General features: G+C 73.7%; 8 protein-coding genes. All 8 read right to left on the bottom strand.

Translation table 11 applies throughout. The features are described from left to right. Positions 1 to 747, bottom strand: a 747-nt coding sequence (locus MXD60_RS27100) for a PLL family lectin (protein WP_248822529.1), incomplete at its 3' end; no start/stop codon positions are given. Positions 748 to 998: 251 nt separating this feature from the next. Continuing rightward, on the bottom strand, positions 999 to 3,254 hold the full coding sequence (gene ligA, locus MXD60_RS27095) for an NAD-dependent DNA ligase LigA (RefSeq protein ID WP_248822528.1): 2,256 nt from the start codon (positions 3,252 to 3,254) through the stop codon (positions 999 to 1,001). Beyond that, positions 3,251 to 4,285 carry a methionine synthase gene (locus tag MXD60_RS27090; RefSeq protein ID WP_248822527.1) on the bottom strand — a complete coding sequence of 345 codons (1,035 nt, stop codon included), beginning with the start codon at positions 4,283 to 4,285 and terminating at the stop codon, positions 3,251 to 3,253. Before MXD60_RS27090 ends, ligA begins: the two co-directional genes overlap by 4 nt. A gap of 120 nt (positions 4,286 to 4,405) precedes the next feature. Continuing rightward, positions 4,406 to 5,464 carry a tRNA 2-thiouridine(34) synthase MnmA gene (mnmA, locus tag MXD60_RS27085; RefSeq protein ID WP_248822526.1) on the bottom strand — a complete coding sequence of 353 codons (1,059 nt, stop codon included), beginning with the start codon at positions 5,462 to 5,464 and terminating at the stop codon, positions 4,406 to 4,408. A gap of 60 nt (positions 5,465 to 5,524) precedes the next feature. Continuing rightward, positions 5,525 to 6,727, bottom strand: coding sequence for a cysteine desulfurase family protein (locus MXD60_RS27080; protein ID WP_248822525.1), 1,203 nt, complete (start codon positions 6,725 to 6,727; stop codon positions 5,525 to 5,527). Positions 6,728 to 6,773: 46 nt separating this feature from the next. Next, on the bottom strand, positions 6,774 to 8,234 hold the full coding sequence (gene mftF / locus MXD60_RS27075) for a mycofactocin biosynthesis glycosyltransferase MftF (protein WP_248822524.1): 1,461 nt from the start codon (positions 8,232 to 8,234) through the stop codon (positions 6,774 to 6,776). A 90-nt stretch (positions 8,235 to 8,324) separates the two neighbouring features. Then, on the bottom strand, positions 8,325 to 8,831 hold the full coding sequence (locus MXD60_RS27070) for a MarR family winged helix-turn-helix transcriptional regulator (protein WP_248822523.1): 507 nt from the start codon (positions 8,829 to 8,831) through the stop codon (positions 8,325 to 8,327). A 185-nt stretch (positions 8,832 to 9,016) separates the two neighbouring features. Continuing rightward, positions 9,017 to 12,310, bottom strand: a complete 3,294-nt coding sequence (gene icmF / locus MXD60_RS27065) for a fused isobutyryl-CoA mutase/GTPase IcmF (RefSeq protein WP_248822522.1) — start codon at positions 12,308 to 12,310, stop codon at positions 9,017 to 9,019. Positions 12,311 to 12,602: the final 292 nt, after the last annotated feature.

The following is a 12,602-nucleotide window of genomic DNA, read 5'->3' as shown; positions in this document are numbered from 1 at the left end:
CCCGGACAGCTGTGACCAGTAGAGGTGGTTGTCGGTCCCGACCCCTTCCCAGGCCATGACGAGCCGACCGGCGCCGTCATAACCCAGCGCGGGGGCGACGTCGGTACGCCGGTCAGCGAGGACCTGCTGGGCGCTCCAGGTCGATCCGGACAGCCGGGACCAGTAGATGTGGTTGTCGGGCGCGGCACCACGCCACGCCATCACGAGTTCTCCCGCGCTGTTGCGGGACAGCGCCGGTGCCGCGTCGGTACGCCGGTCAGCGAGGACCTGCTGGGTGGTCCAGGTCGACCCGGACAGCTGTGACCAGTAGAGGTGGTTGTCGGTCCCGACCCCTTCCCAGGCCATGACGAGCCGACCGGCGCCGTCATAGCCGAGCGCCGGAGCGCGGTTGGTGCGTCGATCGGCCAGCACCTGCTGGGCGCTCCAGGTCGACCCGGACAACCGGGACCAGTAGAGGTGGTTGTCGTCCCCAGCACCACGCCACGCCATCGTGAACTGTCCCGCGCTGCTGCGGACGATTCCCGGTGCCGCTTCGGTACGCCGGTCGGCGAGGACCTCCTGGTTGCTCCAGGTCGACCCGGACAGCCGGGACCAGTAGAGGTGGTTGTCGGACTCGACGCCTCGCCACAGCATCACGGCGGCGGGCGGGGTCTGGGCCAGTGCCGGCGTTGCCACCAGGGCGGCCAGGGCTGTCGCGAGCAACAGCATCGCGGCGGTCACCCAGGTCCTGGTACGGCTGAGGCGCATACGGTTCCTTCCCGCGGCTGATCGGACCACGGCCCCCGACGCCGGCGGCCGCCACGGCGAGGCGGTACCGACAGTCGTGAGGTCGCGGCGGACGGTCAGAACTTTCGACCGCCTTCATCGTGGCCGCGACTACGGAAGGTGCCATCAGGGCCAGCACCGGTCTTCGCCCGGTGGCGCCATGTGCCGGCACCGATGCGACGAGCTCCGCGGACAGCCACCGTCGGGACGGCCGGCGGCGGAGCCTCAGACGTTCATGGACCGGCGGTCGAGCCGTTTCCCGGCTGTTCGGCAGCCGACGCGCCCCGCGCCGGCTCGCTCCCGGCCGGCTCGTCGGGGGCCGACTCGTCCGCGACGGTGGTCGCGACCTCGCGGGCGGCGTCCGCGCCGCGGTCCAGCAGCACCACGAAGCCGGCCTCGTCCAGCACCGGCACGCCCAGACTGCGCGCCTTGTCGTACTTCGACGCGCCCGGATCGGCGCCGATGACGACGAACGCCGTCTTCTTGCTCACCGAGCCGGTGACCTTCCCGCCGCGGGCCTGGACCGCCTCCGTCGCGCGGTCGCGGCTCCAGTCGGGCAGCGTGCCGGTGATGACCACGGACAGGCCGTCCAGCGGGCGCGGGCCCTCGTCGGCCCCGGCGTCGGCGAGACAGGCGCCGCCGGCGGCGATGCGGGCCACGATGTCGCGGTGCCGCTCGTCGGCGAACCAGTCGACCACGGCACCGGCGATCGTCGGGCCGACGCCCTCGACGGCGGCGAGCGTCTCGGCGGGGGCGGCGGCGATCGCGTCGAGCGAGCGCAGCTCCCGGGCCAGCGCCTGGGCCGCGGTGGGCCCGACATGGCGGATGGACAGGCCGACGAGCAGCCGCCACAGCGGGCGGTGCCGGGCCACCTCCACCCCGCCGAGGATCTTCTCGATCTTCTTCTGGCCGAAGCCGCGCAGGCCCTCGAACGACTCCGCGCTCAGGTGGAACACATCGCCGATGTCGTGCACCCGGTCGGCTTCGAGCAGGGCGATCGCCGTCTCGTACCCGAGTCCGTCGATGTCCAGCGCGCCCCGGGAGGCCAGATGGAAGATCGATTCACGGAGCTGCGCCGGGCAGCCGTAGGTGTTCGGGCAGCGGATGTCGACCTCGCCCTCGGGGCGCACCAGTTCCGTGCCGCACTCCGGGCAGTGGGTGGGCATCACGAACGCCCGCTCGGTGCCGTCACGCAGGTCGACGACCGGGCCGACGATCTCCGGGATGACGTCGCCGGCCTTGCGCAGCACGACCGTGTCCCCGATGAGGACGCCCTTGCGCCCGACCTCGTCGATGTTGTGCAGGGTGGCGAGCCCGACCGTGGACCCGGCGACCAGCACCGGCTCCAGCTCGCCGAACGGCGTCACCCGGCCCGTGCGCCCGACGTTGACCCGAATGTCGCGCAGCCGGGTGGTGACCTCCTCCGGCGGGTACTTGAAGGCCACCGCCCAGCGCGGCGCCTTCGACGTCGACCCGAGGCGCCGTTGCAGCGCGAACGCGTCGACCTTGACGACCACCCCGTCGATCTCGTGCTCGACGTCGTGCCGGGACTGCCCCCAGCGGTGCAGGTAGGCCAGCACGTCGGGCACGGAGGCCAGCACCTCGAAATGGGCGGACACCGGCAGGCCGAACTCGGCGAACCGGGCGTAGGCGGCCGACTGGGAGGCCGCGTCGAACCCGCGGTGCGCGCCGCGGCCGTGGACGATCATGTCGAGCGGCCGGCCCGCGGTGACCCGCGGGTCCTTCTGCCGCAGCGAGCCCGCCGCGGCGTTGCGGGGGTTGGCGAACGGCTTGCCGCCGGCCTCGACGAGCGACGCGTTGAGCTCGGTGAACCGCGCGGTGGGAAAGAAGACCTCCCCGCGCACCTCCAGCAGCTCGGGCACGCCCGCCCCGCGCAGCCGGGTCGGCACGCTCGCCAGCGTGCGGATGTTCGGGGTGATGTCCTCCCCCGTCCGCCCGTCGCCGCGGGTCGCGGCGCGCACCAGCCGGCCGGACTCGTAGACGAGGTCCACCGCGAGCCCGTCGATCTTGAGCTCGCACAGCCACGCGTCGATCCCGCTCTCCCGGGCCGCGCGCGCCGCCCACTGGTGGAACTCGTCGTCGTCGAAGACGTTGTCGAGCGAGAGCAGCCGTTCGAGATGCTCCACCGGGGTGAACAGGGTGGAGTAGGAGCCGGCGACCTTCTGCGTCGGCGAGTCCGGCGTGCGCAGGTCGGGATGGCGCTCCTCCAGCGCGGTGAGCTCCCGCATCAGCCGGTCGTACTCGACGTCGGCGACCGTCGGCGAGTCCAGCACGTAGTAGCGGTACGCGTGCTCGTCCAGCTCGCGGGCGAGCTCCGCGGCCCGCGCGCGATCCGCCGCGGACGCCTCCTCGACGCCCTCGGCCGGCGCCTGACCCCGCGCCGCCGCCGGCAGGTCGTCGGCCTCGGCCGCGTCCGCTTGCGCGCGGCCCGGCTCCTCGTCCCGCGGGGCGTCCACGGAGGTGCTCATCGCGGCGAGTCCACCAGGACCTGGGCCGCGCGGCGGCAGTGCCGCAGGATGGCGACGGCGTCCTGCACGCCGAATCCGGCGAGGCCACACGCGGGTGACACGGCGACCACCTCCCCAAGCTGCTCGGGCGGGAACCCGAGGCGGTTCCACAGTGTTCTGACCGGCTCGACGGTACGACGGACGTCCGACAGGTTCGGGACGCCGCCGGCGGTGGGGACCAGCCCCGCGATCAGCCGGCCGCCGGTGTCCACGAACTCGCCGACGGCGTCGTCGGCGTTCCCGAGCAGCGCGGCGTCCACCCCGGCGAAGTCCATCCCGGCGGCCCGCAGCGCCGCCAGCGGCACCTCGGCAGCGCAGCAGTGCACCCCGACCGCCGTGACCGCCGGCACCGCCCGCGCCGCCGCGGCGATCTCCCGCAGCCGCGCCACGACCAGGCCCTCCTCGACGGCGCGCACCACCGAGAAACCGCTGGGGGTGCGCACGTGGCCGGCGAGGACCGCCGGCAGCGACGGCTCGTCGAGCTGGACGACCAGGCGCGCCCCCGGCACCCGGCGGGCCAGGTCGGCGAGGTGCTCGGCGAGGCCCGCGGCCAGCGCCTCGCCGACGTCGCGGGTCGCCCCGGCGTCGGACAGCGCCTTGTGCCCGCGCGGCAGCTCCACCTGCGCGGCGAGCGTCCACGCGCCGGTCACCGCGACCTTGAGCGGGCCCTCGTAGCCCGCGCCGGTCTCCACCAGCGCGTCCAGGTCGTGCACGAGGAAGTCACGGGCGCGGCGCAGGTCCAGGCCGGGCCGGGGCACCAGCCGCCAGCCCGCCGGCTGCAGGTCGACCGGCAGGTCGAGCAGGATGGCGGCACCTCGGCCGATCATGGCCGCCCCCGGGCCGCGGGCCGGCAGTTCCGGCAGGAACGGGAAGTCCGCCACCTCGCCGAACACCAGCTTCTGCGCCTCGACCGGGTCGGTCCCGGGCAACGAGCCGACGCCGGTGGCGGCCCCCGCCGGCCACGGCGACACTGCCGCGGCCGAGCCGCTCATCCACGCCCCGCACACACATAGAGCTTCATGGCGCCATTCTGGCCGACATCGGGCCCGCCCGACCCGCGGCACCGGCCGCGCCGCGCGCCGCGGCGCCGCGCGGGCGCGCGCATCCGCCGCTCAGCCGCCGATGGCGCGGATGTGGCCGCCGCCCAGGACCCGGTCGCCGTCGTAGAGCACGACCGCCTGCCCCGGGGCGGTCCCCCGCACGGGGGCGGCGAGGGTGACCACGAGCTCGTCGCCGCGCGCCGCGGCCTCGGCGGGCACCACGTCGCCGTGCGCGCGCACCTGGGCCTGGCAGGCCAGCACGCCCTCGTGCGGCCAGGCCGCGCGGTCGGCGACGAGCCGGTGGACGTCGAGCGCCTCGGCGGGGCCGACCGTGACCGTCGAGGTGACCGGGGAGATGTCGAGCACGTAGCGGGGACGCCCGTCGGGCGCCGGGCGACCGAGCCCCAGGCCTCGGCGCTGGCCGACGGTGAACGCGAACGCGCCGTCGTGCTCGCCGAGGGTCTCGCCGGTGCCGGCGTCCACGATGGGACCGGGCCGGGAGCCCAGCCGGTCCCGCAGCCAGCCGCCGGTGTCACCGTCGGCGATGAAACAGATGTCGTGACTGTCCGGCTTGTCCGCGACCGCGAGCCCACGCTCGGCCGCCTCCCGGCGGACCTGCGTCTTCGTCGAGTCGCCGAGCGGGAAGCGGGCGGCGGCGAGCTGGGCGGGCCGCAGCGTGCCGAGCACGTAGGACTGGTCCTTGTCCGGATCGACGCTGCGGCGCAGCGTGCCGTCCGGGTCGAGCCGGGCGTGGTGGCCGGTGACGACCGCGTCGAACCCGAGCGCCAGCGCCCGGTCGAGGACGGCGGCGAACTTGATCCTTTCGTTGCAGCGCACGCACGGGTTGGGGGTGCGGCCCGCCGCGTACGACTGGACGAAGTCCTCGATGACGTCGGTCTCGAACCGCTCGGCGAGATCCCACACGTAGAACGGGATGCCGAGCACATCGGCGGCGCGGCGAGCGTCGCGGGCGTCCTCCAGCGTGCAGCAGCCGCGCGCGCCGGTCCGGTCCGACTCCGGCGCGCGGGACAACGCCAGGTGCACCCCGGTGACATCGTGCCCGGCGTCGACCGCCCGCGCGGCGGCGACGGCGGAGTCGACCCCGCCGGACATCGCGGCCAGCACCCGCATCAGACCGTCCCCTCCTCGTTTCCCTCCACCGAGCGTTCCCCCGGCCGGTCCGGCGGATGCTCAGCCGCCGGTGACCGCCGTGAGCGCGCCGGCCCGGCTCGCCCGTTCGACCACCGGGCCGATCGCCGCGACGACGGCATCGACGTCCGCCGCCCGCGACGTGTGGCCTAGGGAGAACCGCAGCGACGCGCGGGCGTGTTCCTCGCCCGCTCCCATCGCGAGCAACACGTGCGAGGGCCGGGCTACTCCCGCCGAGCAGGCCGAACCCGTCGAGCATTCGATGCCGCGCGCGTCGAGCAGCATCAGCAGGGAGTCGCCCTCGCAGCCGGGAAAGCTCAGATGGGCGTTGCCGGGCAGCCGCCCGGGCTCGCCGGGCCTGGCCGCCAGCGGCGGCCCGTTGAGGACCGCGCCCGGCACCCGTTCGCGGATCCGGTCGACCAGGTCGTCACGCAGGGCGGACAGCCGGGCGCGCTCCGCCGGCGCCTGCGCGCGGGCGGCCGTCGCGGCAGCCGCGAAGGCCGCCACCCCGGCGGTGTTCAGCGTTCCGGACCGGATGTCCCGCTCCTGGCCGCCGCCGTGGGTGAGCGGTTCGAGCGCGAGGCCGCGGCGCACGACGAGCGCGCCGACACCGACCGGGCCGCCGACCTTGTGCGCCGAGATCGTCGCGGCGTCCGGCCCGTCCCCGCCGACCTCGACCGGGATCTGGCCGAAGGCCTGCACCGCGTCGGTGTGGAACGGCAGCCCGTGACGGTGCGCGACGGCCGCGAGCTCCGCCACCGGCTGGATCGTGCCGACCTCGCTGTTCGCCCACATCACCGACACCACGGCGACGGACTGCGGGTCGCGGGCGATCGCCGCGGCCAGCGTCTCCGGATGCACCAGGCCGGTGGCGTCGACGTCGAGCAGCTCCACCTCGGCGCCCTGCGCGTCGCCCAGCCAGCGCACGGTGTCCAGCACCGCGCGATGCTCGACCGCGCTGACCAGCACCCGGCGCCGCGCCGGATCGGCGCCGCGTCGCGACCAGTAGAGGCCTTTCAGCGCGAGGTTGTCGCTCTCCGTGCCGCCGCCGGTGAACACCACGTCGGACGGGCGGGCGCGCAGCATCTCGGCCAGCGCCTCCCGGGACTCCTCGACGATCCGCCGGGCCCGGCGGCCACTGGCGTGCAGCGACGACGCGTTGCCGGTGTCCGCGAGCACCGCGGTGTACGCGGCGAGCGCCTCCGGTCGCATCGGCGTCGTCGCTGCATGGTCGAGGTAGGTCACGGAGTAAAGGGTAATCGCGCGGGGCTGGGCGGCGCGGGCACGTCGATCACATGGCCGGCGTCGACCGGCGGCGGCGCGAGCGGTTCGGCAGGGGCGGCAGCAACGGCTCCACCGTGGCGCCGGCCAGGCAGCCGGCCCAGACCCCGGCGCAGTAGGCGGCGTCGTCGGCGGCCCGCAGCATCACGTACGGCAGCAGGCCCACCTCGGGCCGCCGCGTCCACCAGTCACCGACCAGCGGCAGCGCCGCGGCGGCGAGCACCAGGCGGCCGGGGGTGCCGGCACAGGCCAGCAGCGGCAGCCAGGTCCGCCGGGCCCCCTCGGCGGCGGCGAGCAGCCCGCGCCGGCGCACCCGCGCGGTCAGCCCGAGCACGGCGACCGCCGGCCGGTCGACGCCACCCAGCTGGCCGGCGAGGCGACGCCCGGTCACGGCCACCGAGGTGACGGCCACCGTGCCAAGGGCGAGCGTCCCGACCCGGTCGTGCCGCGCGGCCAGCGCGAGGGCCACCAGCACCGCGCCCGCCGGTCCGCGGGCGGGCCGCAGCAGACCCGGGTGCCGCCGGGACAGCACCGCCGCCGAGGACCCGTAGCCGTAACGCTGGCGCAGCCACGCCGGCCAGGAGTCCCGCGGCAGGTGGCGGACCACCGCCGCCGGCTCGTAGCGGACGGTGTGCCCGGCCGCCAGCAGCCGCCATACCAGGTCGACGTCCTCGCCGTAGCGCAGCGCCGGGTCGAACGTGGCGTGCTCCCGGCGGATGAGCAGCGCCGCGGACGGCACGTAGGCCACCCGGCTGCCGGCCCGCGCCGCCGCCGGGCGCGAGCCCAGGTCCAGCGGGGAGCGGCCGGCCTCGTACCGGTCCCGCAGGCCGGCGCGGACAGCCGTGGTGGTCGGCGAGGCCACGCGCGGCGCGGCGGCGGCGACCGCCGGATCCGCGAGGTGGGCGCGCAGCCGATCCAGCCAGTCCGCGGCGGGCAGCACGTCACAGTCGCAGAAGGCGATCAGGTCGGTGCGGGCCGCCCGCGCACCCGTGGTGCGGGCGGCGGCGGGCCCGCGCGGGTGGGCGTGTCGGATGACCCGGGCCCCGGCCCGCTCGGCGACGGCGGCGGTGTCATCCACCGACCCGTCATCGACGACGATGACCTCCGCGCAGCTGCCGCGCAGCGCCGCCACCAGCGGCCCGATCCGCGCGGCGCCGTCACGCGCCGGGATGACCGCGGTGAGAGCCGCCGGCTGCGGCGGCTGGCGGGGCGGCAGCGGATGCAGCAGCCCGGCGTCGGCGAGCCGGCGGGCCAGCAGGCCCGCGCCCGGCCCCGCCGCCCCGACGGTGTGACCCGCCCGCAGCGCCCCGAGCACCCGGAGCCCGGCCGCGGACAGCGTCATCAGCCGCAGCGGGGACCCGCCGAGCAACACGGCGCCGCCGGTCGCCGTGCCGGGCACGGACGCGGGCGCGAGGGTGGTGAGCTCCGGATCGCACCACACCCGGAAGGACGCGGGCAGCGGGATCACCACCGCGCCCACCCCGCCGTCGCCGTCGTCGTCATATGTACGCCAGTGTCACAGATAGCCTGGTCACAGATAGCCTGGTCAGAGTTGGCCTGGTCAGAAGTCGCCGGCGTCGCGGCGCAGTTCGGTGAGCAGCGCGATGAGCGAGCGGACCCCGCCGTCGCCCAGCCCGGGATCGGCGAACACGGTGTCGTTGAGCTTCTCGGTGGCGGCGAGCGCCGTTTCCCGGCCCGCCTCGGTGATCTCGGCGAGGATCGCCCGCCGGTCGGTCGGATGCGGCGTGCGGCGCACCTGGCCGCGGGCCTCCAGCCGGTCGACCGCGCTGGTGACGCTGGTCGGGTGGACCTGCAGGCGATTTCCGATCTTGTTGAGCGGAAGGGCGCCACGGCGGGAGAACAACAGCAGCATCAGGAGTTCGTAGCGGGCGAAGGTCAGGTCGAGCGGACGCAGCACCTCGTCGACGCGGGCCAACATGATCTGTTGTGCCCGCATCAGCGACGTGACCGCTGCCATGCCGTCCGCCACCGCGCCCCAACCGTGCGCGGACCAGTGCCGGTGAGCCTCCGCGATGGGATCGGTGGGCAGCGGTTTGGGAGTGGCCACGGCTTGGTTGCTCCTGCGTTTCGAGGACGTTTCCCCGCCCGCCGCCGGGGCCGGGGGCCGTCCGGTGACGACCAGCGTCCATTGCACCTCAGGACGGACGCGCAGGCAAAGACCCAGGCGTACAGGAGCATTACGGTTGGCCACCACTCGGTGCGTCCAGCGACGCCGGCGGTTCCCGCCCGAACTCAAACATTGCGGCGATACTGCCCACCCGCCGTGAAGAACGCCTCGGTGATCTGGCCGAGCGAGCAGACCCGGACGGCATTCATCAGCGCCTCGAAAACGTTCCCGGCGCCGGCGGCGACGGACCGCAGTTCGGCGAGGGCCGCGTCGGCCTCGCCAGCGTGGCGCCGCTGGAAGTCCCGCACCCGGTCGAGTTGGGAGCTTTTCTCCACCTCGGTGGCGCGGGCGAGCTCCAACGCGCCGCCCGACCCTTCGGCATCGTCCTGCGGATGCGGTGCGAGGAAGGTGTTCACCCCGACGATGGGCAGGCTGCCGTCGTGCTTGCGCCGTTCGTACAGCATGGACTCGTCCTGGATGCGTCCGCGCTGATATCCGGTCTCCATCGCGCCGAGCACCCCGCCGCGGTCGCTGATCCGGTCGAACTCGGCGAGCACCGCCTCCTCGACCAGGTCGGTCAGCTCGTCGACGACGAACGAGCCCTGGAGCGGATTCTCGTTGGCCGCCAGGCCCCACTCCCGCTCGATGATCATCTGGATGGCCAGTGCGCGCCGCACCGAGGTTTCCGTCGGCGTGGTCACCGCCTCGTCGAAGGCGTTCGTATGCAGACTGTTGCAGTTGTCGTAGTACGCGCACAGTGCCTGCAGCGTGGTCCTGATGTCGTTGAAATTCATCTCCTGGGCGTGCAGCGACCGCCCCGACGTCTGGACGTGGTATTTGAGCATCTGCGAACGGGCCGCCGCGCCGTACCGCTCGCGCATTGCCACCGCCCAGATCCGCCGCGCGACCCGACCGATCACGGTGTACTCGGCGTCCATTCCGTTGGAGAAGAAGAACGACAGGTTCGGCGCGAATTCGTCAATGTGCATACCGCGGGCCAGGTACGCCTCGACATAGGTGAACCCGTTGGCCAGGGTGAAGGCGAGCTGGGTGACGGGATTCGCGCCGGCCTCGGCGATGTGATAGCCGGAAATCGAGACCGAGTAGAAGTTGCGCACCTCGTGTTCGATGAACCACTGCTGGACGTCCGCCATCGCCCGCAGCGCGAACTCGGTCGAGAAGATGCAGGTGTTCTGGCCCTGGTCCTCCTTGAGGATGTCCGCCTGCACCGTGCCACGCACGGTGCGCAGCGCGGCGGCGGTGACCTCGGCGGCCTCGGCGGCGTCCGGTTCGCGGCCGTGCTCGGCGGCGAACGCCGCGGTCCGCTGGTCGATCGCCGTGGTGAGGAACATGGCCAGGATCGCCGGCGCCGGTCCGTTGATCGTCATGGACACGCTCGTCGACGGATCGCACAGGTCGAACCCGTCGAGCAGGGCCGACATGTCGTCCAGGCTGGCGACCGAGACTCCGGACGTACCAATCTTGCCGTAGACGTCCGGCCGGGACGCCGGGTCGCGGCCATAGAGGGTCACCGAGTCGAAGGCGGTCGACAGCCTGGTCGCCGCGGAGCCGGCGGACAGCAGGTGGAAGCGCCGATTGGTCCGGAACGGGTCGCCCTCACCGGCGAACATCCGCGCCGGAGCCTCGCCGGCCCGCTTGAACGGGTAGCACCCCGCCGTGTAGGGAAAGGCCCCCGGGACGTTCTCGCGGCGCAGGAAGCGCAGCAGCCGGGCGTCATCGTCGATGTCGGGCAGCGCCACCCGGGAGATCCGGCTGCCGGTGAGCGTGGTGCGCCGCAGCGGCGTGCGGACCTCGCGGCCCCGGACCAGGTAGGTCAGCTCGTCACCCTGGCGTGCCGCGATGACGTCCGGCCAGCCGGCGAGCAGGGATTTGGCCCATGGGGCAACGGCTTCGTCGGCCTCGTCCCGCAGCCCGGCGAGTACGCCGGCCTCCGCCATCGCGCCCGACGCGGTCGCGGTGGCGGCACGCAGCGCCTGCCAGGCCGTGGTGAGGTGCTGCCGGCGCCGGGCCAGCAGCGCCTGCCGCTCGGTCTCGGCGTGGTAGCCGCGGACGGTCTCGGCAATCTCGGCCAGGTAGCGCGCCCTGGCCGGCGGGACCGCGGTGGACAGTCCCGTCGACGCGCGGACTCCGGCCGCGGGCAGCGCGCCAGCCTCCACCCGCAGACCGCGCTCGCGCAGCAGGCCGAGCAGGTGCTGGTAAAGCGCGGTCACACCGTCGTCCTGGAACCGGGCCGCGGACGTGCCGAACACCGGCATGTCCTCCCACGCCAGGTCGAACGCCTCCCGGTTGCGCTGGAGCTGACGGGCGACGTCACGGCGGGCGTCGTGTGCTCCGCGCCGCTCGAACTTGTTCACCGCGACCACATCGGCGATGTCCAGCATCTCGATCTTCTCGAGCTGGGACGCGGCGCCATACTCCGGCGTCATCACGTAGAGCGAGACATCGCTGTAGCTCGCGATCGCGGCATCGCCCTGGCCGATCCCTGGTGTCTCGATGATGACCAGGTCATATCCGGCCGCCCGGCACGCGGACGTCATCTCCCGCACGGAGCGCGGGACCTCGACGCCGGAGCCGCGGGTCGCCAGCGAGCGGAAGAAGGTCCGCTCCGTACCGCCGTTGTCGAGGGCGTTCATCCTGATCCGGTCGCCCAGCAGCGCCCCACCCCCGCGGCGCCGCGACGGGTCGATCGCCAGCACCGCGATCCGCAGCCGATCGCCCTGGTCCACCCGGAACCGCTGCAACAGCTCGTCGGTCAGGGAGGACTTGCCGGACCCGCCGGTGCCGGTGATGCCGAGGACCGGCATCGGTGGGCGCCGATCGGCCTCCTCCGCCAGGGACACCGCCAGTTCCTCGTCCCGCCCGGCCGCCAGCACGGTGAGCGCGCGGGCGAGGGCCGCCTGCTCCCCCGCCAGCACCTCGGCGACCTTCGGCCCGACGTCCGCCAGGTCGACATCGCACGCCCGGATGATCTCGTTGATCATCCGGGCCAGACCCATCGTCTGACCGTCGCCCGGGGAGAAGATCCGCGTCACCCCGCGCGCCTGCAACAGCTCGATCTCGGCGGGAACAATCACCCCTCCGCCGCCGCCGAACACCCGCACGTCCCCCGCGCCCCGCGCCCGCAGCCGCTCGACCAGGTAGCTGAAGTACTCGACATGACCGCCCTGGTACGAGGAGATGGCCACGCCCTGGGCGTCCTCCTGAATGACAGCCGCGACCACCTCGTCGACCCCGCGGTCGTGACCAAGATGAATCACCTCGGCACCCTGGGACTGCAGCAGACGACGCATGATGTTGATCGCCGCGTCATGCCCGTCGAAGAGCGCGGCCGCGGTCACGATGCGCACCGGATGAACGGGGACGTGGAGGCCAGTCGAATCCTGCGTAGCGGACGACATCGAAGCGGCTCCCCTGTGCGTGAGCAGGCCCGACAGCCTGCATCAGCCGGCGTTCCGACTTCCGATAGTAGGACGTCCATCTAGATGCCGCCACCGGATCCCAGGAATCCGCGGCCGAGCAGCTGGCGGCGCCGAATGCGCCTCAGCATCCAGCCACTTAGCGTGGCCTTTCCGCCTCACCAGGTAACGAGGACGCAAGAATTATCCGCACATACAAATACGTGTGGGGCCGCCCTGAAAACAGGGCAGCCCCACACGTATATAAGTCCGGCGGCGTCCTACTCTCCCACAC

Origin of the sequence: Frankia sp. AgB32 (genome assembly GCF_023243045.1) — a bacterium.
Taxonomy (GTDB): domain Bacteria; phylum Actinomycetota; class Actinomycetes; order Frankiales; family Frankiaceae; genus Frankia.
This window is presented reverse-complemented; position numbering and strand designations above follow the sequence as displayed.

Bases quoted from the DNA above. Each gene is read 5' to 3' on its own strand.
- icmF (WP_248822522.1), bottom strand. From the start codon at position 12,310: ATGTCGTCCGCTACGCAGGATTCGACTGGCCTCCACGTCCCCGTTCAT.
- ligA (WP_248822528.1), bottom strand. From the start codon at position 3,254: ATGAGCACCTCCGTGGACGCCCCGCGGGACGAGGAGCCGGGCCGCGCG.
- mnmA (WP_248822526.1), bottom strand. From the start codon at position 5,464: ATGCGGGTGCTGGCCGCGATGTCCGGCGGGGTCGACTCCGCCGTCGCC.
- MXD60_RS27090 (WP_248822527.1), bottom strand. From the start codon at position 4,285: ATGAGCGGCTCGGCCGCGGCAGTGTCGCCGTGGCCGGCGGGGGCCGCC.